At 76.7% G+C, this 22,511-nt stretch carries 25 protein-coding genes and 1 pseudogene; 11 read left to right on the forward strand and 15 right to left on the reverse strand.

Annotated features, from left to right (window positions below; all coding sequences use genetic code 11):
- Positions 1 to 26 precede the first annotated feature (26 nt).
- The 6 genes and pseudogenes from FKM96_RS07165 to FKM96_RS07185 all read right to left on the reverse strand — a co-directional run bounded on the left by FKM96_RS07165 (position 27) and on the right by FKM96_RS07185 (position 6,468).
- The gene (locus FKM96_RS07165; protein WP_147794654.1) at positions 27 to 1,298 is read right to left on the reverse strand and encodes a chloride channel protein; all 1,272 of its coding nucleotides are present in this window, start codon (positions 1,296 to 1,298) and stop codon (positions 27 to 29) included.
- Between the two features lie 10 nt (positions 1,299 to 1,308).
- A complete protein-coding gene (locus FKM96_RS21375) occupies positions 1,309 to 1,950 on the reverse strand; it encodes a beta-L-arabinofuranosidase domain-containing protein (RefSeq protein WP_246855348.1) in 642 nt (213 codons plus the stop codon).
- A 244-nt stretch (positions 1,951 to 2,194) separates the two neighbouring features.
- Positions 2,195 to 3,409, reverse strand: a pseudogene (locus tag FKM96_RS21380) (glycoside hydrolase family 127 protein); the annotation flags it as partial.
- 29 nt (positions 3,410 to 3,438) lie between these two features.
- Complete coding sequence (locus FKM96_RS07175) at positions 3,439 to 4,254, reverse strand: carbohydrate ABC transporter permease (RefSeq protein ID WP_147794655.1); 816 nt, start codon at positions 4,252 to 4,254, stop codon at positions 3,439 to 3,441.
- Positions 4,251 to 5,192: a carbohydrate ABC transporter permease gene (locus FKM96_RS07180; RefSeq protein ID WP_147794656.1), complete on the reverse strand. Its 942-nt coding sequence runs from the start codon at positions 5,190 to 5,192 to the stop codon at positions 4,251 to 4,253. Before FKM96_RS07180 ends, FKM96_RS07175 begins: the two co-directional genes overlap by 4 nt.
- Positions 5,193 to 5,202: 10 nt before the next feature.
- Positions 5,203 to 6,468: an extracellular solute-binding protein gene (locus FKM96_RS07185; protein WP_147794657.1), complete on the reverse strand. Its 1,266-nt coding sequence runs from the start codon at positions 6,466 to 6,468 to the stop codon at positions 5,203 to 5,205.
- A 198-nt stretch (positions 6,469 to 6,666) separates the two neighbouring features.
- Between FKM96_RS07185 and FKM96_RS07190 the strand changes: the two genes are divergently transcribed.
- From FKM96_RS07190 to FKM96_RS07200, 3 genes are all read left to right on the forward strand, one after another.
- A complete protein-coding gene (locus FKM96_RS07190; protein ID WP_147794658.1) occupies positions 6,667 to 7,677 on the forward strand; it encodes a LacI family DNA-binding transcriptional regulator in 1,011 nt (336 codons plus the stop codon).
- Positions 7,678 to 7,839: 162 nt separating this feature from the next.
- A complete protein-coding gene (locus FKM96_RS07195; protein ID WP_147794659.1) occupies positions 7,840 to 8,589 on the forward strand; it encodes a ZIP family metal transporter in 750 nt (249 codons plus the stop codon).
- Positions 8,590 to 8,859: 270 nt separating this feature from the next.
- Positions 8,860 to 9,123 (forward strand): hypothetical protein, encoded by a 264-nt coding sequence (locus FKM96_RS07200; protein WP_147794660.1) that lies wholly within the window; start codon positions 8,860 to 8,862, stop codon positions 9,121 to 9,123.
- Between the two features lie 13 nt (positions 9,124 to 9,136).
- On the opposite strand, the gene FKM96_RS07205 is transcribed toward FKM96_RS07200, so the two are convergent.
- Positions 9,137 to 9,367 (reverse strand): hypothetical protein, encoded by a 231-nt coding sequence (locus FKM96_RS07205; protein WP_147794661.1) that lies wholly within the window; start codon positions 9,365 to 9,367, stop codon positions 9,137 to 9,139.
- Positions 9,368 to 9,502: 135 nt separating this feature from the next.
- On the opposite strand from FKM96_RS07205, the gene FKM96_RS07210 reads away from it, so the two are divergent.
- The 3 genes from FKM96_RS07210 to FKM96_RS20575 all read left to right on the forward strand — a co-directional run bounded on the left by FKM96_RS07210 (position 9,503) and on the right by FKM96_RS20575 (position 10,943).
- Positions 9,503 to 9,733 (forward strand): DUF6480 family protein, encoded by a 231-nt coding sequence (locus FKM96_RS07210; RefSeq protein ID WP_147794662.1) that lies wholly within the window; start codon positions 9,503 to 9,505, stop codon positions 9,731 to 9,733.
- Positions 9,734 to 9,834: 101 nt separating this feature from the next.
- Entirely contained in the window at positions 9,835 to 10,695 is an 861-nt protein-coding gene (locus FKM96_RS07215) for a hypothetical protein (protein ID WP_147794663.1), read from the forward strand.
- Between the two features lie 89 nt (positions 10,696 to 10,784).
- Positions 10,785 to 10,943 (forward strand): hypothetical protein, encoded by a 159-nt coding sequence (locus tag FKM96_RS20575; protein ID WP_168216905.1) that lies wholly within the window; start codon positions 10,785 to 10,787, stop codon positions 10,941 to 10,943.
- Here FKM96_RS20575 and FKM96_RS07220 read toward each other — a convergent pair.
- From FKM96_RS07220 to FKM96_RS07245, 6 genes are all read right to left on the reverse strand, one after another.
- A complete protein-coding gene (locus FKM96_RS07220) occupies positions 10,940 to 12,040 on the reverse strand; it encodes an AI-2E family transporter (RefSeq protein ID WP_246855245.1) in 1,101 nt (366 codons plus the stop codon). The two genes, FKM96_RS20575 and FKM96_RS07220, sit on opposite strands and share 4 nt — an antisense overlap.
- A 29-nt stretch (positions 12,041 to 12,069) precedes the next feature.
- Complete coding sequence (locus FKM96_RS07225; RefSeq protein ID WP_147794665.1) at positions 12,070 to 12,930, reverse strand: thioredoxin domain-containing protein; 861 nt, start codon at positions 12,928 to 12,930, stop codon at positions 12,070 to 12,072.
- A gap of 154 nt (positions 12,931 to 13,084) precedes the next feature.
- Positions 13,085 to 14,044, reverse strand: a complete 960-nt coding sequence (locus FKM96_RS07230) for an NAD(P)-dependent alcohol dehydrogenase (protein ID WP_147794666.1) — start codon at positions 14,042 to 14,044, stop codon at positions 13,085 to 13,087.
- 268 nt (positions 14,045 to 14,312) lie between these two features.
- Positions 14,313 to 15,068, reverse strand: a complete 756-nt coding sequence (locus tag FKM96_RS07235) for a GNAT family N-acetyltransferase (RefSeq protein ID WP_147794667.1) — start codon at positions 15,066 to 15,068, stop codon at positions 14,313 to 14,315.
- Between the two features lie 151 nt (positions 15,069 to 15,219).
- Positions 15,220 to 16,389: a GDSL-type esterase/lipase family protein gene (locus FKM96_RS07240; protein WP_147794668.1), complete on the reverse strand. Its 1,170-nt coding sequence runs from the start codon at positions 16,387 to 16,389 to the stop codon at positions 15,220 to 15,222.
- On the reverse strand, positions 16,386 to 16,976 hold the full coding sequence (locus FKM96_RS07245) for a TetR/AcrR family transcriptional regulator (RefSeq protein ID WP_147794669.1): 591 nt from the start codon (positions 16,974 to 16,976) through the stop codon (positions 16,386 to 16,388). The genes FKM96_RS07240 and FKM96_RS07245 overlap by 4 nt, the downstream gene beginning before the upstream one ends.
- A 73-nt stretch (positions 16,977 to 17,049) precedes the next feature.
- Here FKM96_RS07245 and FKM96_RS07250 point away from each other — a divergent pair, with 73 nt between their 5' ends.
- The 3 genes from FKM96_RS07250 to FKM96_RS07260 are packed head-to-tail and all read left to right on the forward strand — an operon-like array spanning position 17,050 to position 19,071.
- On the forward strand, positions 17,050 to 17,892 hold the full coding sequence (locus FKM96_RS07250; RefSeq protein ID WP_246855246.1) for an HAD hydrolase family protein: 843 nt from the start codon (positions 17,050 to 17,052) through the stop codon (positions 17,890 to 17,892).
- 50 nt (positions 17,893 to 17,942) lie between these two features.
- Positions 17,943 to 18,392 carry a hypothetical protein gene (locus tag FKM96_RS07255; RefSeq protein ID WP_147794671.1) on the forward strand — a complete coding sequence of 150 codons (450 nt, stop codon included), beginning with the start codon at positions 17,943 to 17,945 and terminating at the stop codon, positions 18,390 to 18,392.
- A gap of 7 nt (positions 18,393 to 18,399) precedes the next feature.
- The gene (locus FKM96_RS07260) at positions 18,400 to 19,071 is read left to right on the forward strand and encodes a hypothetical protein (protein WP_147794672.1); all 672 of its coding nucleotides are present in this window, start codon (positions 18,400 to 18,402) and stop codon (positions 19,069 to 19,071) included.
- 18 nt (positions 19,072 to 19,089) lie between these two features.
- On the opposite strand, the gene FKM96_RS07265 is transcribed toward FKM96_RS07260, so the two are convergent.
- The gene (locus FKM96_RS07265; protein ID WP_147794673.1) at positions 19,090 to 19,359 is read right to left on the reverse strand and encodes a hypothetical protein; all 270 of its coding nucleotides are present in this window, start codon (positions 19,357 to 19,359) and stop codon (positions 19,090 to 19,092) included.
- A gap of 159 nt (positions 19,360 to 19,518) precedes the next feature.
- Between FKM96_RS07265 and FKM96_RS07270 the strand changes: the two genes are divergently transcribed.
- Together FKM96_RS07270 and FKM96_RS07275 are read left to right on the forward strand one after the other, a co-directional pair.
- A complete protein-coding gene (locus tag FKM96_RS07270; protein WP_147794674.1) occupies positions 19,519 to 19,854 on the forward strand; it encodes a PadR family transcriptional regulator in 336 nt (111 codons plus the stop codon).
- A gap of 948 nt (positions 19,855 to 20,802) precedes the next feature.
- Entirely contained in the window at positions 20,803 to 21,027 is a 225-nt protein-coding gene (locus FKM96_RS07275) for a hypothetical protein (RefSeq protein WP_147794675.1), read from the forward strand.
- A gap of 191 nt (positions 21,028 to 21,218) precedes the next feature.
- Here the strand turns inward: FKM96_RS07275 and FKM96_RS07280 are convergent, their stop codons facing one another.
- Positions 21,219 to 22,415, reverse strand: a complete 1,197-nt coding sequence (locus FKM96_RS07280) for an acyltransferase (protein WP_147794676.1) — start codon at positions 22,413 to 22,415, stop codon at positions 21,219 to 21,221.
- Positions 22,416 to 22,511: the final 96 nt, after the last annotated feature.

The following is a 22,511-nucleotide window of genomic DNA, read 5'->3' on the forward strand; positions in this document are numbered from 1 at the left end:
GGGGTCCCGGCGCGTCCGGCCGGGAGTCAGGCCGGCCGGGGCGGCGGGTCGAGGAGGCGGACCGTCAGCAGGGCCGCGGCCGCCGCGACCACCGCGGCCGGGGCCGTGTCCAGCCCCGCCCGGCCGACCAGCAGCGCCGCGAACATCACCGCGGACAGCAGCAGCCGGCTGGTCGCCGCCATCCCGGCGGCGGCCCCGACGGCCACCGCGAGCGTCGGCGACACGTCCAGCGCCGCCACGGCGACCGAGGCCAGCCCGACCCCGAGGAAGATCGCCGGGAAGATCGGGCCGCCGCGGAACCCGCCGCCCATGCTGATCGCGTAGGCGAGCCCCTTCGCCACCACGAGCACCAGCACGACGCCCACCGACTCCTCGGCCACCAGCGCCGGGATCGACGACTGGCCGGAGAACAGGACGTCCCGCGGGTCGGCGCCGAGCGCGCCCGCCAGCAGGGCGAGCGCCCCGACCGCCGCCCCGGACGCGAGCAGCAGCGGCAGCCGGCCGACGCGCGGCCCCGTCGCCCGCAGCGCCCGGGCGAGCCGCTTGACCCCGGCGATCACCACCGCCGCGACCACCCCGACCACCAGGGCCAGCAGCAGCGACCCCGGCCGGACGCGGTCGTACTCGGGGAGGTCGGGGACGGCCAGCCCCGTCACCGGCACGCCGGCCCAGTCGCCGAAGCCCGTGACCAGCACGTACGCCACCGCGGCGGCGGCGAGCGGCGGCAGCAGCGCCGCGGCCGCGAGCGCCCCGGCCCCCGCCTCGAGCAGCATGACCCCGGCGACCAGCGGCCCCCCGAACAGCGTCGAGATCGCGCCGGACGCCCCGGAGACGCCGAGCAGCCCCCGCGCGCGGCCGGTGACGCCGGTCCACGACGTCATCCACACGCCGACGATGCCGCCGAGCGTCATCAGCGGCGCCTCGGGGCCCAGGACGATCCCGAAGCCGAGCCCGGCCAGCGCGGCGAGCGCCACGCCGGCCGCGGAGACCGGCGGCAGGGGCGCCATGCTCAGACCCTCGACCGGGTCGTGCCCGCCGTCGCCCGGCAGCCGGCGCGCGGCCGCGACCAGCACCGCCGCGACCACCGGCAGCCCGAGCACCAGGAACCAGGGCGGCTCGTCGGTGCCCAGCGCCTCGGGGAGCTCGGTCCACAGCAGGTCCTGGAGCACGTGCACCGCGCCCACGAACGCGAACGCGACCACGCCGGCGGGCAGCCCGACCAGCGCGCCCAGCAGCGTCAGCCGGGCCAGGTCCCGCGTGGGGACGGCCGCGACGTCGGTCGAGCCGGTGGCGGACACGCGCCCGACGCTAGCGACGACGCTCGCGGGCGGGCGCCACCCGCGCGGGATGAGCCCGCGCGCGGCGCGCGAGGGCAGCGGTCGCGAGGGCAACCGCGCGCGCGGCGACGCGGCCTACGGTCTCCGGCGCCGCCACCGCCGATCGGCGTGGGGCGCGCGGGAGACCGTAGGCCGCGCGCGGTCGGGCCCGGGGCGGGCCCGACGGCGTCAGCCGACAGGCATCCAGACCCGCATCGTCGACGGCCCGCGGTTGCCCCCAGGCGTGGTACGGCACCAGGGGCACCTCGCGGGGCGCGTCCTCCCCGGCCTCCGCGGGGCGGCCGGCGTACGGCCAGTCCCCCTCGGGAACGTCGACCGTGCGCGCGTGCACGGTCACCGCGCCGTCGCGGGCCTCGGGCGCGATCCCGGTGTCGACCCGCGCCAGCCCGACGTCGGCCCCGAGGTCGACGGACTCGAGCGCGTACACCAGCGGCCCCGCCTCGACGGCGACCTGGCCCCGGACGGCGTCGACCCGGGGGTCGGCGACGGTGAACCGCGGCGCGACGGGCAGGTCCAGCACGACGCTCCCGCCGGCCGCCGGCCCGGCCACGGCCACGTACCCCGGCTCGGCCGGGCGGCCGTCCACGGTGGCACCCGCCGCCCAGGACGGCACCCGGAGTGTGAGCGTCCACGCCGCCGGCGCCTCCTCGACCGACCGACACGACCACGCGCCCGTCGTGCGGGTAGCCCGTTTCGACCCGCAGCCGCACCGGCTCGCCGCCGACCGTCGCCGCGACGGTGCCCGCGGCGTACTGGTGCAGCTGCACCCCGGCGTCGTCGGTGCTGGCCACGTAGGCCGCGAGCGACGCGACGGTGCGGGTCACGTTCGTCGGGCAGCAGGACACGTGGAACCACGGCGCCCGCAGGCTGGACGACGCGCGCGGGCTCGCCACGTCCGGGTCCGGGACGTCGCCCGGCACCCGCTGCTGGAGCGGGTTCGTGTAGAAGAACGCGGTGCCCTCCGCCGACGGCGAGGCGGCGAGCACGTTGAACAGCGTGCGCTCGACGGCGTCCGCGTGCCGGGCGTCGCCCGACTGCAGCAGCAGCCGGTGGTTGGCCATGACCGACCCGATGCCGGCGCAGGTCTCCGCGTAGGCACGGTCCGGCGGCAGCTCGAAGTCGAGGCCGAACGACTCGCCCTCGTGGTGCGCCCCCATGCCGCCGGTCAGGTAGGTGCGACGCGCGAGCGCCGACCGGACCTGCCGGGTCACGGCCGCGAGCAGCTCGTCGTCGCCGTCCTCGACCGCGAGGTCCGCAGCGCCCGCGGCGAGGTAGAGCGCGCGGACGGCGTGCCCGCGCAGCGTCGTCGACTCCCGGACCGGCTCGTCGTCCTGGAAGTACGAGCGCCCGAGCTCGATGTCGTCGAGCACGCCGCGCCCCCGGCGGTCGACGAACAGCCGCGCCTGGTCCAGGTACCGGCGCTCGCCGGTGAGCCGGTACAGCTCCACCAGCGCGGGCTCGATCTCCGGGTGCCCGTCGACCCCCTGCCGCCCCTCCGGCCCGAAGACGTCGCACACGTGGTCGGCGGCGCGGACCGCGACCTGCACCAGCTCGTCGTCGCCGTGGGTCCGCGCCCGGGCCACGCCCGCCTGGATCAGGTGGCCGATGCAGTACAGCTCGTGGCCCCACTCGGGGTCGGACCACCGCTCCCCCTGGCCCGGGCGGCCGAACATCGTCGAGATGTACCCGTCCGGCTCCTGCGCGGCGGCGACCCGGGACGCGAGCGCCCGGAGCCGGCGGTCGAGGTCGGCGTCGCCGGTGCGGCCGACCTCCCAGGACATCGCCTCGAGCAGCTTGTAGATCTCCGAGTCGGAGAACTCGCGGCCGCGGCGGCCCTCGGGCAGCGTGCCGGCCGCGGCGAGGTCGAAGTTCCCGGCCCAGCCCATCTCCTCCACCCACCGCTCGGCGTGGGCGATCATCGCGGTCGCGTTGCGCTCCTGCAGCTCGCCCCAGAACCCGCCGTCGAGGCGGACCTCGTCGATGCCGAGCGGACGCCAGCGGGCGGCGGAGGGGACCAGCGGGCGGCCGTGCTGCTCCGTGCGGTCGACGGTGGTCGTGGACGTGTCGGACATGTCGCCTCCAGGGCGCGGGCGGGCGGCGGTCACTTCACCGCGCCGACGGTCAGGCCGTCGCGCAGCAGCCGGTAGGTGCTGCTGAACACGACGAGGATCGGGATCGAGGTGAGCACGGCCAGCGCCATGAGCCCCGGCCAGTTGATGCCGAAGGCGCTCACCTGCTGCGCGAGCAGCGCGGACAGCGGGTACTGCCCGGGGGTCAGGTAGAAGTTCACGGCGTACAGGAACTCGCCCCACGCCAGCAGGAACGTCAGCGTGCCGACGGTGGCGACGCCGTTGCGGGCGACGGGCAGCACGACCGACCAGAACGTCCGGAGCATGCCCGCGCCGTCGATCGACGACGCCTCCTCGATCTGCGGCGGCACCGCCCGGAAGAACGGCCGCAGCAGCAGGGTGGCGAACGGGGTGAGCAGCGCGGCGTCGGCGAGCACCACCGCCATCGTGGTGTCGAGCAGCCGCCAGCCGGAGAACGCCTGGAACAGCGGGATGACGGTCGCGGTCTGCGGCATCATCTGCAGCACGATCAGCAGGCCGAGCGCCACCGTGGGCAGCCACCCGCGGGTGCGGGCCAGGCCGTACGCGGCGGGGATCGCGATCAGCAGGACCAGTGCGGTGGTGCTCGTCGCGATGATCACGGACTGCAGCAGGGCCCGGGCCAGGTCGCCGCTCAGCGCCTCGACGTACGCGGTGGTCACCGGGCGGAACAGGAACGTGCGGCTCGGGTCGAAGACGTCGTCCGACGACTTCACCGAGGTGAGCAGGATCCACAGGATCGGCACCCCGTACATCAGGGTGAGCAGGACCTTGGCGGCGACCGCCAGCGGGCCGGCCTTGACGCTCATCCGTCCGCCTCCTCGCGCTTGATGCTCCGGGCGTAGACCACGGCCAGGACCAGCACGCCGACCACGGCGAGCGCGGAGGTCGCCGCGCCGAGCCCGTAGTCGTAGCGGACGAAGGCCTGCAGGTAGCCCAGGAACGGCAGGGTGTTGGTCGCGGTGCCCGGGCCGCCGTACGTCATCACGTAGATGAAGTCGAACGACCGGAACCCGTAGACCAGGGTGAGGATCAGCAGCACCAGCGTGGTCGGGCGGACCGACGGCACCATGATGTGCCGGATCTGCTGCCACTTGCTGGCGCCGTCGAGCTGCGCCGCCTCGAACACCTCGGGGTCGATCGTCATGAGCGCGGCGCGGAACACGAGCGTGTTGAACGGGATCACCGCGAACGCGTTGACGAACGCCACCGAGAACAGCGCCCAGTGCTGGTCGTAGAGGAACGGCACGGGGGTGTCGCGCAGGCCGGTGCTCGTGAGCACGGTGTTGATCAGGCCGGCGTCGTTGAGCAGGAACTTCCAGACCGACCCGTTCACCACCGGCGGCAGCGCCCAGACGAACACCATGAGCGCGAGCAGCCAGGCCGACCAGCGGCCCGTGGTGCGCAGGGCGACCGCCGCGCCGAACCCGACGAGCATGCCGAGCACGGTCACCACGACCACGAACACCAGCGTGCGGGTGATCGCGGGACCGGTCTGCCCGGTCTCGAAGCCGCGGCGGACGTTGTCGAGGCCGGTGAACACCCAGTCGGCGTTCAGGGTGGCCGCGGTGACCTGGCTGACCGCCATCCGGGCGAGCTGGACGAGCGGGTACAGGCTGAACAGGCCGAGGAACACGGCCGCGGGCAGCAGGAAGACGATCCGGCTGCCGCCCCGACGACGCCGGGTCGTCGGGGCGGTGCCGGCCCTCGCCTGCCGCGCGGGCGCGGTGGTGACGGGTGCGGACATGGCGGTCTCGTCAGCCGATCTGGCTCTTCAGCGCGGCGACCGCCTGGTCGGCCGCGGCCTGGGGCGCCTGCTGTCCGCCGATCACGGCGGACCAGGCCTGGCCGACCGTGAGCTGCACGTCCGCGACGGCGGCGGGCGGGATGGAGGCGGCCGGGTAGCTGGCGCCGAAGTCGGCGATCGTGCGGGCGAACGGGTCGAGCAGGTCGTTGCTCGTCACCACGTCGGCCTGGGCGGTGTCGGCACGGGACGGGATCGAGCCGACCAGGTCGGGGGCGAGCTCCTGGCCCTTCGCGTCGAGGTACGTGCTCTGCAGGTACTCCCAGGCCAGCTCCGGGTCGTCGGCGTGCGCGCCGATGCCCTCGCCCTCGCCGCCCAGGTACACCTGGCCCGTGTCGCCGAGCGGCAGCGGGACGACGCCGTAGGCGAAGTCGGCGTCGGACTCGGCAGTGCCGATCTGCCAGTTGCCGTTCTGCGCGAACGCCGTCTTCCCGGCCGCGAACTGCTGGAACGGGACCGTCTGGTCCCAGGTCACGGCCTCCTGGGTCAGCCAGCCGTTGTCGACCCAGCCGCGCACCCGCTCGAACCCGGAGGCCAGCGCGTCGGCGTCGAGGTTCTCGTAGTCGAAGCCGGCGTCGCTGATCCACGGGTACGCCTGCCACTCGCCCTGCGACTGCGGCAGGCCGGACAGCGTGATGCCGCCGTACCCGGCGTCCTTCGCGGCGGCCATCGCGGCCTCGAGCTCGTCCATCGTGGTGGGCGGCTCGACCCCGATCTCGTCGAGGATGTCCTGGTTGTACCAGAGGCCCAGCAGGTTCACGTAGCCCTGCACGGCGTACAGCTGGTCGTCGACGCTGTGCAGGACCGAGTCGGGGAACTGGTCGGCGTCCGCGAAGTCCGCCCACTGCTCGTCGAGCGGTGCGAGCACGCCGCCCAGCGCGAGCGTCGCGGCCTCCGCGCCGTTGAACACGACGACGTCGGGGCCGGTGCCGGCGCCCGCGGCGGACACGAGCTTCGAGTTCATCTGGTCGTAGGGGACGTAGACGTTCTCGACTTCTGCGTCGTTCTCGGACTCGAACTTCTCCTTGTACGCGTCCATGAGCGCGACCTGGTTGGGGTCGGAGAAGTAGTGCCAGACGGTGACGACGCCGTCGCCACCGCCGTCGCCCCCGGAGGTCGAGCCACCGCCGCCCCCGGCGCTGGTGCCGCCGGAGCAGGCGGCGAGCCCGAGCGCGCCCACGGCGGCCAGGGCGATGAGCGAGCTGCGTCGTGCGTTCATGCGGACCGGTCTCCTCGTCGAGTGCGGTCGGTGGCCGGGCATCGGTGCCGCGGCCATCGCTGGTGCGCCGCCCCGGACGAAAACACCCGAAACGGTTTTCGGGGACGCTAGCACCAGGGTGTCGCGGGCGTCAACGGGGTGCCGGGTTGCGACGTTTTCGTCGTACGCTGCGTCCCAGCACGAGGACAGGGGGCATCCATGAGCACCGACGCACCGGGCCGGCGCCAGGTCACGCTGCGCGACGTCGCGCAGCTCGCCGGCGTCTCGGTCGCCACGGCGTCCAAGGCGATCAACGGCAAGGCCGAGGTCAGCCCGGAGACCCGGCGCCGGGTCCTCGACGTCGCGGAGCGGCTGTCGTTCACGCCCAACGCGCTCGCCCGGGCCATGCTCGACGGGCACACCGGCACCGTCGGCCTGCTGACCCACGACCTCGAGGGCCGGTTCTCGCTGCCGATCCTCATGGGCGCCGAGGACGCGTTCGGCGCGGGCCGGTCGAGCGTGCTCCTCTGCGACTCCCGCGGCGACGCGATCCGCGAGCAGCACCACCTGTCGACGCTCCTCGGCCGCCGGGTGGACGGCCTGATCGTGGTCGGCTCGCAGACCGACGCCCGGCCCCCGCTGGGCCGGGACCTGCCCGTCCCGGTGGTCTACACGTACGCCCCGTCGACCGACCCCGCCGACGCGTCGGTCGTCCCCGACAACGTCACCGCCGGCCGCATCGCCGTCGAGCACCTCCTCGCCACGGGCCGTCGCCGCATCGCCCACGTCTCCGGCGACATCACCTACGACGCCGCCACCGACCGCGCCGCGGGCGCCGACGCCGCACTGGCCGAGCACGGGCTCGAGCGGGTCGGGCCCGTGCGGTACGGCTCGTGGTCCGAGGCGTGGGGCCGCTCGTCCGTGGCGGCGATGCTGGAGCAGGACGTCGACGCCGTCGTCTGCGGCAGCGACCAGATCGCCCGCGGCGTCCTGGACGCGCTCCACGACCGCGGGGTACGGGTGCCCGACGACGTCGCGGTGATCGGCTTCGACAACTGGGAGCCGATGATCGCCGGGTGCCGCCCCGCGCTGACGAGCATCGACATGAACTTCCAGCTCATGGGCCGGCGGGCGGCGGAGCGGCTGTTCGCGCGGCTCGAGGGCCGCGACCCGGGCGGGGTGGAGACCGTCACGCCGCGGGTGATCGTGCGGGAGTCCACGGGGGGCTGAGCACCGGCGTCGGCCGGCCCGTGCTCCGGTCGCCCCGGGTGTGCACCGGGCCTACCGTGGCGGAGCCCCGGGGCCGACCGGGGCATCGCCGTCCCGGGAGGTCCGCCCGTGTCCCGCACCGGCCCGCTCGCCCCCACGGGGCTCCGCCCGAGGGCCTGACCCGTGCCCGTCTGGCTCGAGGCCGGCGCGTGGGGCCTGGTCGGGGGCGCCGCGCTGGTGCTCGGCGCACTCGTCGCGTGGTTCGTCCGCGTCCCGCAGCGCGTCGTCGCGAGCATCATGGCGTTCGGCGCCGGCGTGCTGATCTCGGCGCTGGCGTTCGAGCTGGTGGACGAGGCGGAGCGCGCCGGAGGGCTGCTGCCGACGGTCGGCGGGTTCCTGGGCGGGGCGGTGGCCTACGTCGCCGCGAACCTGGTGCTCGCCCGGCGCGGCGCCCGGCACCGCAAGCGGTCGGGCGGCCAGCAGCCCTCGGAGCAGGACGCCGCCGGCAGCGGCGTGGCGATCGCGATCGGGGCGCTGCTCGACGGCATCCCGGAGTCGGTGGTGCTCGGGCTGTCGGTGCTCGGCGGGCAGGGCGTCGGGGTCGGGGTGCTGGCCGCGGTGTTCATCTCGAACGTCCCGGAGGGGTTGTCGAGCGCCGCCGGGATGAAGCGCGCGGGCCGCGGCGCGGGCTACGTGTTCGGCGTGTGGACCGGTATCGCCGTGGCGAGCGGCCTCGCCGCGCTCCTCGGGTCGCTGCTGCTGCAGGACGCGTCGACGGGGACGGTCGCGGCGATCACGGCGGTCGCCGCGGGCGCGATCCTGGCCATGCTGGCGGACACGATGATCCCGGAGGCGTTCGAGCGGGCGCACCTGCTCACCGGCCTGATCACGGCCCTCGGGTTCCTCACCGCGTTCGCGATCGAGCGGGCCTGACCGGCCGGTTCACGCCTCGGCCCGGTGGTGTGAGACAGTGCGTCTCCCCCAGCTGCCGGAGGAGGCACACGATGAGCGCGTCGGCCGAGCTCGACCCGCTGTCCGCGGTCCTGGACGCCTACGCGACGGAGGCCACCGTCCGCGTCGGGGTCCCGACCGAGTGCAGCATCATCCTCCGCGACCACCAGCTCCTCGACCAGGTCGCGAGCAGCAGCGAGCGCGCGCGCCAGCTGCGACCGCACCGAGGTCGACACGGCGGAGGGGCCGTGCGTGCTGGCGATCCAGCAGCTGCGCGGCGAGCTCGTGCCGGACGTGCTGGCGGAGACGCGCTGGCCCGCGTGGCGCACGGCCGCGGCCGACGCCGGGTTCCGGTCCGCCGCCGCCCTGCCGGCGCAGGTCGACGCCGACACCACGATCGCCCTCAACCTGTACTCCGAGGCCGTCGACCCGTGGGACCGCGACGTGCTGGTGCGGATGGACCGGTTCGTGCAGGAGGTCGCCGAGGCGATCCGGACCCGGGGCCTCACCGCCTGACGACCGCGGGGCGTCAGCCCTGCAGCCGCCGCGCGAGCATCGCCTTCGACTGCTCCGCGCCCTTGCGGCTCTCGTGCTGCGCCCGCCGGAAGAACTCCGCCAGCTCCGCGTCCCCCGCCCGGTCGGCGTCCTGCGCGTACTGCTCCAGCCGCAGGACGTTGCTCAGGCACGCCTCGGCGAACCAGATGAGGTTGTAGTCCTTGTCCGGGGTCCCGGTGGTGCCCCCGGTCTCGCTGCTCGACATGATGACCCCCTCGTCGCGCGACGGCCGCGTGCTCCCCACGGTAGGCGCGCCCCTCGCGCCCCGCGCGGGCGGCCCCGCGGCCTGCGGTGACGCTCCCCGGTCGCCGCTCGCGGCACCCGTGCCTAGCGTGGCCGCATGACGAGCATCCCCGACCCGGACCCGGAGAACACGCCCGGCCTCGAGCCCGGCGGCGGGGTCGCGCCCGGTGACACCCCGCCCGGCGAGTCCAGCACGTCCGGCGCGGCGTTCCAGGAGCCCGACCTCCCGAGCCGCCGCACGAACTGGCTGGTGTACGTGCTGATCGGGGTGGTGGTGGTCTTCGCGCTGCTGCTGTTCGTCGGGTACGTGGTGGGGCTGCTGGGCTGACCGGGCGGTTCGTCGCGAACCGAGCCCGGGAGCGGTTGCCCGGCCGGTAGCGTCCGGGGCGGGCCGCCCGCGCGGGGCGGACACGACCCCGAGGAGCACCGGTGCCGAGCGACCCGACCGCGCCCGTCCCGCCGGGGTACGGGCCGCCCCCGCCCGGGTACCGTCCCCCGCCGCCCGGCTACCGGCCGCCCCCGCCCGGGTACGGCGTCCCGCCGTGGGGCCCGCCGCCCGAGCCGGGTGTCGGCGACGCCCTGCGGTTCGGCTGGGAGGCCGTCCGCACGCGCCTCGGCACCGCGATCGGCCTGTTCGCGGTGCCCGTCGTCCTGCTGGTCGCGGGGGTGGCGGCGGTCTACGTCCCGGTGCTGGCCGTCATGGTCGACGACCTCCGCGCCCAGGTCGAGGCCCAGGCCGCAGGGTCCCGGACCGGCGCGGAGGTGATCGGGACGAGCTGGGCCGTCACGCCCGCGACGCTCGTCGGGCTGCTCGCCGCGGTCGTCGCGCTGCAGGCGGTCACGATGCTGGTGCAGGTGCTCGGGGCGCGGTTCGGCCTCGCCCTCGTGGACGGCCGGCCCTTCGGCGCGCGGGAGTTCTGGACGCCGCGCGGGCTCGGGCGCCCGATCGCCACCGCGCTGCTGCTGGCGGTCCTGACCGGGGTCGGTCTGCTGCTGCTCTACCTGCCCGGCCTGGTGATCGCGCTGCTCGGGCAGTACGCGGTGTACCTGTCGTTCGACCGCGGGTTCGGGCCCGTCGCGGCGATCCGGGAGAGCGCCCGGCTCGCGAGCCGGCACCTGGGCACGACGATCCTGCTGGTGCTCGCCGTCGCGCTCCTCGGGTCGGCCGGGTCGATGGTGTGCCTCGTCGGGCTGACGCTCGCCTACCCGGTGGGGTTCGCGACGACCGCCTGGCTGTACCGGCGGCTCGACGGCCTGCCGACCCGCCACCTCGGGAGCCCGGCGTCCTGACGCCGGGACCGGACCGGCGCGACGCAGGCACCCTCGCCGCTGTCCCACCGCGACCTAGGTGGCGGGTCGTGACGTGCAGGATCGGGTGCGTGAGCGACAGCACCGGGACCGATCTCGAGCCGTCGGGATACGCGGACCTCCTGGCCGACCTCGAGCTCCGGGTCGCGCTGCCGTCGGCCGGCGAGCTGCGGGCCGTCGTCGACGCCCAGCTGCACGGTCCGCCGCGCACGAGGGCGGCGTCCCGCTAGGCGGGTCTCGTCGCCGACGCGGGTTCCGTCTCCGCCCCGGCACCCTCCGTCCCCAGACCGGGGAACCGGTCGTGCCCGTGCAGGTACCGCAGCATCGTGTTCAGGGTCGCCGCCACCGGGACCGCGAACAGCGCGCCGACGATCCCCGCCGCGATCGATCCCGCGCTCACCACCAGGAGCACCGCGACCGGGTGCAGCGCCACCGCGTGCCCCATGAGGAACGGCTGCAGCACGTTGCCCTCGACCTGCTGCACCAGCAGCACGACGCCGAGCATGAGCAGGGCGGTCACCGGGCCCTGCGCGACGAGCGCGACCAGCACCGCGATCGCGCCGGTGCTCACCGCGCCCACGAACGGGATGAACGACGCCAGGAACACCAGAAAGGCGATGGGCACCGCCAGCGGCACCCCCAGCAGCGCCGCGCCCACGCCGATGCCCACCGCGTCCACGGCACCGACCAGGATCTGCGTGCGGGTGTAGGCCGCGAGCGTGACGAGCCCGCGCCGGCCCGCCTCGTGCACCCGGGGGCGGACCGCACGGGGCAGCAGGGCGACCGTCCACGCCCACATCGGCCGGGCGTCCCGCACGAAGAAGAACGCGCAGAACAGCGCCATCAGGGCGCCGGCGAGCAGCTGGCCGATGGTGAGCGTCGCCGACCACGCCCCCGTGAGCAGCGTCCCGGCGTTGTCGCGGAGCGCGGCCTGGCCCTGCGCCACGAGGGCGTCGATCCGGTCCACCTCCAGCCCCAGCGGCCCGTCCGACAGCCACGCCAGCGCCTGGTCGACGCCGGCGAGCGCCTGCTCGGCGAGGTCCCCGAGGCCGGTCGCGATGGACCGGCCGGACAGCACCGCCAGGGCCGCTCCGAGCGCCACGAGCCCGAGCACCCCGGTCAGGGAGGACAGCCAGGACGGGAACCGGGCGCGGCGCTCCAGCCAGCGAGCGAGCGGCGTGAGCAGGACGGCGAGCAGCAGGCCCACCGCGACCGCGACGACGAGCACCCGGAAGACGTCGACCAGCCACAGCCCCACGGTGGCGGCCCCGGCGACCGCCAGCACCCGCCACGACCACGCGGCCGCGGCACGGACCGACGGCGGCACGGGGTGCTGAGCGGGTGGGGCCCCCGCTGTCACCCGCGCGCCGCGACGGCCGCGGCGACCAGGTCCGTGAGGCTGCCGGGCTCGGTCCAGTCGTCCACCGGCACGCCGTCGACCAGGATCGTCGGCACCCGGACCTCCGCCAGGTCGAGCGCGGCCTGGTGCGTCGCGGCGGCGACCCACGGCGCGAACACCCGGGACGTCGCCGTCCGCTCCTCGGTGCCGCCGCCCGCGGTGGTCGCCTCGTACGGGGTCGGCCGCACCGCCGTGAACCGCTCCGCGACGCCCGCCGCCACGCCGGCCTCGACGGCGATCCGGGCGATCTCCTCGTCGGGCAGGCCCGCGGGCTGGTCCGTCGGCGGCTGGGCGGCCATCAGCGCGTGCAGCACCTGGACGTAGTGCTCGGGGGACTCGTCGGCGACGACGGCGAGCGCGTTGACGACGCGGGTCGAGTACGTGCCGCCGAACCGGGCGTCGAGGAACGCGAGCGGCCGGTGCACGACGGTGACCCCGCCCTGGTCGACCAGGTCCATCAGCGCGTCCGAGTACTGCTCGTCGAACCGCTGGCACCAGGGGCACCACGGGTCGGCGTACACGTCGACGACGACGTCGCCGGGGCCCGCCACCCCGACGCCGGCCCGGCCGATCGGGATGCCGCCGGTCGCGTCGGCCGCGGCGGGCGCGGTGACGTCCGCGAGCGCCGGGGCCACCACGCCCTCGGCTCCGCCGCCGTACCCGACCTGGTCGCCGTCGTCACCGGGTGCGTCCGCGCCACCGCACCCGGCGAGCGGCAGCGCGACGAGGCAGGCGACGAGCGCCGCGCGCAGCGCCCGGGCGAGGCCGGACGGGGTGCGGCCCGAGCGGGCGCGTGTCGTCGTCGGACGAGTCGTCATCTGGCTGACTCCTTCGGGTGTGCCCCCCTCGAAGTGTCCGCACCAGGGTCGCACGGGTCCGCCGCGCTCCCCCGTCCCCTAGGTCCCGGTCCCGTGCGGGGCCGGCGGCCCTGCCCGGGATCTCCGCGGTTCCCGTGCAACCCGTCCGCGCGCGTCACGCCCTCGGGAGCACGACCGCCTTGCCCAGCGCGCGCCCGGCCCCGACGTCCGCGAGCGCCGCCGGCGCCTCGTCGAGCCGGTACTCGCGGTGCACGTGCAGCCGGACCGACCCCGCCAGGCAGTGGTCCGCCATCGGCGTGAACGCCGCCGGCCCCTCCCGCACCGCCAGCACGCCGATCCGCCGCCCGGAGACCGCCCCGACCACGGCGCCCCCGACGAGCACGCGCAGCAGCGCCCGGGTGGTCCCGCCGACGCACCGGTACCGGCCGCCGGGTGCCAGGGCGCGCCGGTACGCCAGGACCGAGCGGTGGGCGACGAGGTCGAGCACCAGGTCGTACCCGGCGGCGGTGCGCGTGAAGTCGTCGACCCGGTGGTCGAGCACCTCGTCCGCCCCGAGCGAGGCGACGAACGCGGCCTTGCCCGCATTGTCGACGCCGGTGACGTGCGCGCCCGCGGCCTTCGCGAGCTGCACGGCCAGCGACCCGGCCCCACCGCCCGCGCCGTTCACCAGCACCCGGGAGCCCGGCCCGACGCCCGCGACGCCCTGGAGCGCGATCGCCGCCGGCTGCGGGATCGCGGCCGCCTGCACGGCCGACAGCCCGGGCGGGCGCAGCGCCAGCGCCGACTCCCGCGCCAGCGTGCACTCCGCGAGGCCGCCCTTGAGCGCGAGGTTGTCCCCGTAGACGTCGTCGCCGACCCGGAACCGGGTCACCCCGGGACCGACCGCGGCCACCCGGCCGGCGACGTCGGAGCCGAGCACCCGGCGCGCGGGCCTGCGCAGCCCGCCGATCCGGGCGTAGGCCGGGGAGCCGCGCAGGCACTCCCAGTCGGAGAGGTTGAGCCCGACGGCCTCGGTCTCCAGCAGGACCTGACCGGGACCGGGCTCCGGGACGGGCACGTCCGCGAGCCGCAGCACGTCGGGAGGGCCGTAACGGTCGTACACCAGGGCGCGCACGGCACGATCCTGGCGGCCGGGCGCCGCGCGACTCGAGACCCTCAGCGGCGACGCAGCGCGCGGCTCACGGCCACCGCGGCCACGACGACCAGGGCGACCACCACCAGGACCACCACCACCGTCAGGACGTGCCAGGGCTTGAGGGCGTCCACGTGTCCTCCGGGGCGGGTCGTCGGGGGTCGCCCCGCGCGGGGGACCCGGCGTCGACGCTACCGACCGGGCCCGCGCCGCGTGGCCGGTTCCGGCACCGGATCCGGCGGGCGTCCCCTCACCCGGTCCGGCGCAGGTGGTAGTACGGCAGCCGCACGGTCGGCCGGAACCCCGCCGACAGCGCAACCCGCACCGGCGCGGCGTTGTCCTCCCGGCACGACCACACGGGCGTCAGCCGGGCACGCAGCACCGCGTCGACGAACGCGCCCGCCACGCTCGCGGCGAGGCCCCGCGCACGGAACGGGGGCGCGGTCTCGATGCCGATCTCGAGCTCGTGCCCGGTGCGGTACGAGGTGAACGCGATCGCGCCGACCGCGCCGTCGGCCGCCCGCTCCGCCACGACGCCGCCGCCGTGCGCGAGGAACGCCGCGGCGTCCGGCCAGAACCCGGCGGGCGCCACGGAGCCGGACCAGCCGAAGTCGGTGGCGGTGGCGGGCCGGGTGCGCCAGCCGGACGGCAGCGGGCGGGCGGCGCGAGGCGCGGCCGGGTCGTGCCGGAAGTTGAGCCGCACGTGCCGGGCCGCCGCGCCGGGGGCCGCCGCCCCGGGGGCGTCGAAGGGGACCGCCCGGAGCGCGGGGTCCCAGCCGAGACCGGTCCAGCGCGGCTCGACCTGCAGCCACTCCTCGGCCGGTCCGGCCCCGCCCCGCAACCGCAGCAGCACCGCGTCGAACGCCTCGTCCACCGCCGGGCCCCAGACCAGCGACATGCCGTACCCGTGCACGGCGTGGAAGGCCCTCGGGGTGTCGGCGCGGTCGCACCACAGCCCACCCGGCGCGGTCCCGTCCAGCACCGCCCCGGCGAAGCGGGTGTTCACCGGCACCCGGGTCAGCTCTCGGCGCGCCCGACCCCGCAGGTCCTCCGTGCACGGATCCCGCAGATCGACCTCCACACGGCGACCCTCGCAGGGCGCGCCGGTCCGCCACCAGGGCCACTCGGCGGGAAGTGGATCCCACCGACCGCCGGTGTCAGCCTCGGACCGTCCCCGACCGCGCGAACGGCCCGCCGGCCGCGAAGACCTGCGCCGCGAACCGCTCGCCGATCAGCCGGTGCGTCACGGGGTCCGGGTGCAGGCCGTCGGGCAGCGGGTGCTCCTCCGCGTCCGCGGCCCCGTAGAGCGACAGCCCGTCGAGCAGGTGCAGGTGCGGGTCGTCCGCGCGCCTGCCGGCGACGGCCGCGAGCGCGTCGCGCACCACCCGCAACGTCAGCCGTCCGGTCGTCAGGTCGTCACCGCCGGTCGCCACGAACCGCACCCGGCCCGCCGCGAGCTCCGCGACGTCGAACGCCCCGGGGCCGGGCGTGTCCTCGTGGATCCCGCAGAAGATCGGCGTCACCAGCACGAGCGGCGTGTCCGGGTGGCCGTCGCGGATCGTGTCGAGGAACCCGTGCACCGCCGCCTCGAACGTCCGCCGCCGCATGCCGTCGAGGTTCACGACGTTGATGCCGAGCGCCACGCTGACCAGGTCGGCCGGGGCGTCCCGGATGACCCGTGCGGTCGCCGGGTCGGCGAGGGCGCTGCCGCCGAGGCCGAGGTTGCGCAGGTCGACCCCGCCGAGGCGCGCCGCCAGGGCGGGCCAGGTGCCGGACGGTGTCGCGGCGTTGGAGCCCTGGCTGATCGACGACCCGTGGTGCACCCAGACGGGGCGGTGGTCGGCGGCGAGCCGCACCGGGGCGTCGGCGCGCAGGGCGACGACCTCGACGGACTCGTTGTGCGGGAGCCAGACCTCGACGGCCTTCTCCCCCGCGGGCAGCCCGCCGAACGCGACGGTCTGGGGCGCACCGGCCAGCAGCGCGGACGCGCCGGTCGCGAGGTCGGTCTCGACGGCGTCGCCGCCGGTCAGCGGCTCGCTCGCGAGCACGGCCCCGTCGACGACCAGGTCGACCGCTCCGCGGGGCCGCTCCACCTGCCGGTAGGCGAGCCGGGTCGGGTGCAGCACGACCTCGACCGCGGTCGCGGTGGTCGTGAACGCCAGCCGGACGCCGGAGGGCTGCACCTCCATCGCGGCGAGCTGCGGGTCGCCGAGCTGCCGGTCCACCCACGCGGGCAGCCGGTGCGGCCGGAGCCCGCGCGCGGTGCGCTCGGTCCGGTCGGCGCCGCGGACGAGCGCGGCGAGGTCGGTGCGGGGGACGTCGATCATGCGGGGGTGTCCTCGGGGTCGGGGGCGGGCCAGGCCCGCAGCAGGGCGTCGAGCGCGTCGACCGTCCGGCCCCACGAGTCCGCCGGGGCGGGCGCGCTGTGGTCGAAGCTGCCGATGCGCTCGAGCTGGACGAAGCCGTTGATGGTGCTGCCGAGCAGCCGGATCACGTGCACGCGCTGGTCGGCCGGGACGGCGTAGCCGCGGAGCAGGGCGTCGGTGAGCGCGACGACGTCCACGGCCGACGGCGCGGCGACGGCGGCCGGACCGGCGCGGCGCTGCATCGCCGCCCACCGGCCGGGGTGCTCGCGCGCGTAGTCGCGGAACGCGTCGGCGTACCCGCGCAGCGCGTCCCGGCCCGACCGGCCGGCGATCCCGGTGGCGATCCGGGCGGCGACCTCGCCCATCGCGAGCGCGGTGACGCCGTCCAGCAGGGCGGCGCGGTCCCGGACGTGCGCGTACAGGCTGGCGGTCTGCACCCCCAGCCGCCGGGCGACGGCGGACAGCGTGAGCGCGTCGAAGCCGGCCTCGTCGGCGAGCGCCGCGGCGTCGGCCACGACGAGGGCGGGGGTCAGTCCGGCGCGGGTCACGAGACCCAGCCTACACCCTGTAGGTTTTCACCTCATGGGTGTAGGGATGCGCGGGTGCGAGAGGATGGGCCCCGTGACTCCCGCGCCCTCAGCCCCCCGGTACGTGTTCCTCGACGTCGACGGGACCTACGCGCACCACGGCGAGGTCCCCCCGGGGCACGAGCGCGTGGTCCGCGCGGCCCGGGCCAACGGGCACCGCGTGCTGCTGTGCACGGGGCGGCCGAAGTCGATGCTCCCGGACCGGATCCGCGCGGCGGGCTTCGACGGGATCGTGGCGTCCGCCGGCGGGTACGTCGAGGTCGACGGCGAGGTGCTGCGCGACCAGCGGTTCCCCGCGGACCTCGCGGCGCACGCGATCGAGGTCCTCGACCGGCACTGCGCGGCCTACCTGCTGGAGGCCCCCGACGCGCTGTACGGCCGCCCCGGCGTCGACGAGCGGCTGGGCGAGCTGCTGGACGGCCACTTCGGCCGCGGCGGCGCCGACGGCGCGGCGAGCCCGCTGGAGATCCTGTCCGCGCTGCAGACGCCCGACGACCTGGCCGCCTGCTCGTTCGCGAAGATCACCTACTTCGGCGCGGCGATCCCGTGGCCGGAGCTCGGCGCGGAGCTCGGGGACCGGCTCGGGATCCTGCCCAGCTCGATCGCCGCGATGGGGGAGTCCGCCGGCGAGATCTACCTGCGCGGCGTGCACAAGGCGCTCGGCATCGAGGCCGTCACGGCGCACCTCGGCGTCCCGCGCGAGGACGTGGTCGCGTTCGGCGACGGGCTCAACGACCTGGAGATGCTGGAGCACGCCGGGACCGGCGTGGCCATCGAGGGCGCCGACCCGCGGGTGCTCGCGGTCGCCGACCTGGTCGTGGCCGGCCCGCAGGTCGAGGGGCTGGTCGAGGGGTTCGCGCGCGTGGGCCTGGTCTGACCCGCCGGAATCCGCCCACCGAGGCGGGTCGCTGGCCTAGCGTGGCGGTGATGAGCCCGCCCAGCGCCCCACCGCCCCCGGCCCCGCCCGAGCCGCGCCCCGTGCCGCCGTCCTCGGCCGCGCACCTCGTGGTGCGGCTCGCCCTGCTCGTCGCGGTGCTGGCCTCGGTCGCGTACGCGCTGCTGCGGCCCACGGGCGCCGACCGCTCGGGCCTCGGCTCGTACGACGCCCCGGACGTCCTGATCGCGCTCGCGGTGCTCGTCGCACTCACCGCCACGATCATCGCGGGCCCGGAGCCCCGGCTGGCGACCCGGTGGGCGTGGTTCTGGCTCGTCGCCTACGTCTGGCCGGCGGCGGTCGTCTACCTGCTGCTGGAGCCGACGGCGGCGTGGCGGCGCGAGCCGGCGCGGGCGCCCGGGCGCCGGCTGACGGGCGGCTGGGGCTTCCTGATCGGGCTGCTGCTGGGCACGCCGCTCACCGCGCTGCTCGCCTGGCGCTGAGGCCGCGGTGAGCGGCGACCTCGCTGCCGCGGTCGTGCCGGTGCGCCCGGTGCGGCCGTCGTCGCGCGTGCACCTGGCGGTGCGGCTCGTCCTGCTGGCGGTGCTCGTCGCCGGCGCCGTCCAGGCGGCGCTCCGGCCGGTCGACCGCACCGCGGACGAGCTGGCGGCGGCCCTCGCCGCGGGCGAGGTCGCCACGATGACCATCGAGCGGCCGACCGTCCCGGCGATCGGCGGGGTCGGGGTGGCGTGGACCGGCGACGGGCGACCCGGCCGCGCGACCTACCGGTTCGACTCGATCTCGGACCAGCGGGTCGACGAGGGGCGTCGGCTGCTCGCCGCGGCCGCGGCCTCGCCGCGGGAGGTCGAGGTGCGGGAGGTCGAGGAGCTCCCGAGCCGGTCGAGCCCCGCGTGGCAGCTGTACCTGGCGCTCGGTGCCCTCGTCGCCCTGCCGCTCACCCTGGTCGCCGGGCCCGAGCCGCGGCTCGCGACGCGCTGGGCCTGGTTCTGGCTGGCCGTGCACGCGTGGCCGGTCGCGATCGCCTACCTGGCGCTGGAGCCGACGCCGGTCTGGGACCGCCGCGGGAGCACCGCACCGGAGCGCCGGCTCACCGGCGGGTGGGCCTTCCTGCTCGGGCTCCTGCTCGGCCCGGCGCTGCTGCGCGCCCTCGCGGGCACCTGACGGGGCCCGCGCCCGGCGTCACCAGCCGGCGACCTGCCGCAGCCCCTCGGCCGGCGTGAGCTGCACGAGCGAGAAGCCGCCCGCATCCTCGACCTCCAGGCTCACCGCGACGGCCCGCCCGCGCTGGTGCCGGCCGACCCACTCGAGCACCTCGAGCACGTCGCCGCCGTCGACGAGCCGCCAGCGCTCGGCGGGCGCGCCCGCCGAGGCCAGGAAGTCGACGACGTACACCGGGTGCTCCACCTGGACCCACGAGTACCGCGTGCCCACGTCCCGAACCACCTGCATCCGCCCGACCTCTCCCGCGCGCGACCGATGGCACCGAGTGTGGCGCCCGGAGATGAACGCCGGGCGTCCGGGAGATGGGGACTTGCTGTGCGCCGCTCCGCCCGGGGTGGCGCCCGCGGCCCCTTGCCGTGATGCATCGCGGCGCGATATATATCGGCCATGGCGATGCGACTCACCGAGCAGGCCTACCTGGTGCTGCTCGCCCTCGCGGACGAGCCCCGGCACGGCTACGGCGTCGTCCAGGAGGTGCGCACGCTGTCCGGCGGCGCGGTCCGGCTGGGCGCGGGCACGCTGTACGGGATCCTGGACCGGCTCGTGGCCGCCGGCTACGCCGAGGGGTCGGGCGAGGTGGTCGTCGACGGGCGCCTGCGCCGGTACTACCGGCTCACGCCCGAGGGCCACGACGCGCTCACCGCCGAGACCGCCCGGCTGACGGCGCTCGCCCGGCGCGCCGACCGGCTGCTCGGCGGCGTCACCCGGCCCGGGATCGCCTGATGGGCCCCGGCGTGGACGCGGCCTTCGCGCGGTCGGTCGGGCGGTGGCTGCGGGCGTACCCGCGGCGGTGGCGGGCCGCCCGCGCGGACGAGATCACCGCGGTGCTGGCCGACCTGGCACCCCCGGGCGCGCGGCGCCTCGACCTGCGCTCGGGGCTGGGCCTGCTGGTCGCGGGCTGGCGGACCCGGTGGCGCGAGCACCCGCCGCTGCTCGCGTACCTCGGGTACGTCGCGCTGGAGCTCCGGCTCGACCCCCGGTACCGGGACTGGGCGCGGGACGACATCGAGGGGCCGTGGTTCGTCGTGCGCCGGTGGGTGGTCGCGTTCGCGTCGATCGCCGCGATCGCCTGGCTCCCGGTGCTCGGAGGCGACGACCCGCCGCTCGACCTGGTCCGTTGGTGGGCGCCGACGATGCTGCTCAGCATCGCGATCTGGGGCGGCCACTGGCGCGCCCGGATGGTCGCCCGTCAGCTGGTCGTGCAGCCCGGGGAGACGGTCACCCCGAGCGGGCGGATCCCCGGGATCGTCGCGCGCCCCCGGATCGGGGTCCGGTCGTGGATCGCGGCGGCGCGGGTGGTCGCCGTGACCGTGCTCGCGCTGTGCGTCGTGACCCTGGCGCTGGCCCCGCACCGGACGTCCGCCGTGCGGGAGGGCGCGGAGCTCCAGATCACCTCGGCGCCGATGACCGCCGGCGCGCGCGGCCTGGGGCTCGGGCTCGCGGTGCTCGGTGTGCTGGTGGGCCTCGCCGTCCGGCGAGGGGCCAGGGCACGCGTGCGGTCGTGGCGGCCCGTCGCGCAGCCGCACCGGTGGGTGGTCCCGCTCGGCCCCGCGGGACGCAGCCGGCTCGCGGCGGCCGTCGGCGCGGGCGCGCTCCTGACGCTGTGGGTGCCGGGGGCTCGCCGCCCTGTCCGCCGGCCCGGTCGCCGCGCTCGCGGCCGCCGCGCTGCCGGTGCTCGCCGCCGCCGGCCGGACCCTCGACGAGGGCGGCACCGGCGTCGTCGCGGGGATCGACCTCGTGCGCGCGCTGCGCCGGCGGCCCGACCGGGCCGACGTCCCCGTCGACGGGTACCTGCCCGCGGCGGACTGGCTCCCGGTCGGCTCGGTCGTCCCGCTGCCCGGCGACCCGGCGCCCGCCGCCCGGACGCCGGGCACGGCGCTCGACCGCCGGGGCTGAGGCCCGGCCGCGGCGCCGAGGTCGGTGGTTCGGCGCGAGATCGGTGGTTGTACCCACCGATCTCGGCGCGAACCACCGACCTCGGCGAGCCCGGGCGGGGGCCGGGGTGGGGTGGGGGGCGAGGCGGAGCCCGGGCGGGGGCCGGGTGGGTGGCGGGGCGGGGCGGGGCGGGACGAGTCGGGCCGAGGTCGTCAGGGCACCGGGGCCGCGCGCCGGGTCAGCCGCCCGCCGACCGCGCGGGCCAGGCGGTGGGACGGGCGCTCGACCGCGCGGAAGAAGCCCTCCGCCAGCAGCAGCGAGACCGGGACGGTCAGCAGCAGCACCGCGGGCGACGTCCAGCCCGTCAGGTAGCCGACCGCGACGACGACCGGCTCGTGCACCAGGTAGAGGCTGAACGACCGCGTGCCGAGCCAGCGCACCGCCGGCCGGCTCAGCGGCCGGGCGAGCGGCCCGAGCGCCGCGAGCACGAGCAGCCCCGCGCCCGCCGCCTGCAGCACGCGGGTCAGCGCGACCACGCCGTGCGGCACGTCCTCCCGCGCCCCGCCCAGGTCCAGCAGCCAGTAGCTCGTGGTGAGCAGCACGGCCCCGACGAGCACACCGGCCCAGGCGACCCGGCCCCAGCGCGCGGTGACGGCGGCGACCCGGTCCCGCCCGGCCGCCAGCACGCAGCCGAGGGCGAACAGCGGCAGCTGGTAGAGCGCGCCCAGCGCGTAGGGCTGGTCGACCGGCCCGGTCGCCGCGCCCACCCAGGCCACGGCCGCGAGCGCCCCGAGGACGAGCGGCGCCCAGTGCCGCAGCCGGGTCGCCGCCAGCACGAACAGCGGCAGCAGCAGGGAGAACAGCACCTCCCAGCGCAGCGACCACAGCGCGGTCATCGTCGAGCCCGCCGGGCCGACGAGCAGCAGCAGGTCGCCGAGGACTCCCGCCCGGCCGACGTCTCCGTGGAACGTGAGCCACGGGCTGAGGCCGGCGGTGTCGCCGACGGGCACCGCGAACCGCAGGACCAGCGCCAGCGCGACGGCGGCCCACACCGGCAGGTACAGCCGGAGCAGCCGCTGCGGGTAGTACGGCCCCCACCGGTGCGAGGGGCGGGTCGCGGCGACGGTGAGCACGAACCCGCTCAGCACGAAGAACACCTGCACCGCGACCTCGCCCTCCCAGAGCAGGTGCAGCGGCGTCGCCGACACGGCCTGGACGAGCGCGCTCCGCGGGGCGGCCGGGTCGTCGTGCACCGCCATCAGCGCCGGCGTCAGCAGCAGCGAGTGGTGCACGAGGACGACGAGCGCCGCGACGCCGCGCAGGCCGTCGAGGCCCGGCAGCCGGCCACCGACTGCGCCGGCTGCCGGCGCGCCGGGGGCCGGGCCGCGGACGGTCGTGGGGACGGACATCGCCACCTCCGGGTCGGGGGCCGTCCCGGGCGGCCGACGGCGCCCGGCGTCGCGACCCGAAAGTCTGTTGATAGCCCAGGACCCGGGCACACCTGT

Origin of the sequence: Cellulomonas sp. Y8 (assembly GCF_008033115.1) — a bacterium.
Classification (GTDB): domain Bacteria; phylum Actinomycetota; class Actinomycetes; order Actinomycetales; family Cellulomonadaceae; genus Cellulomonas.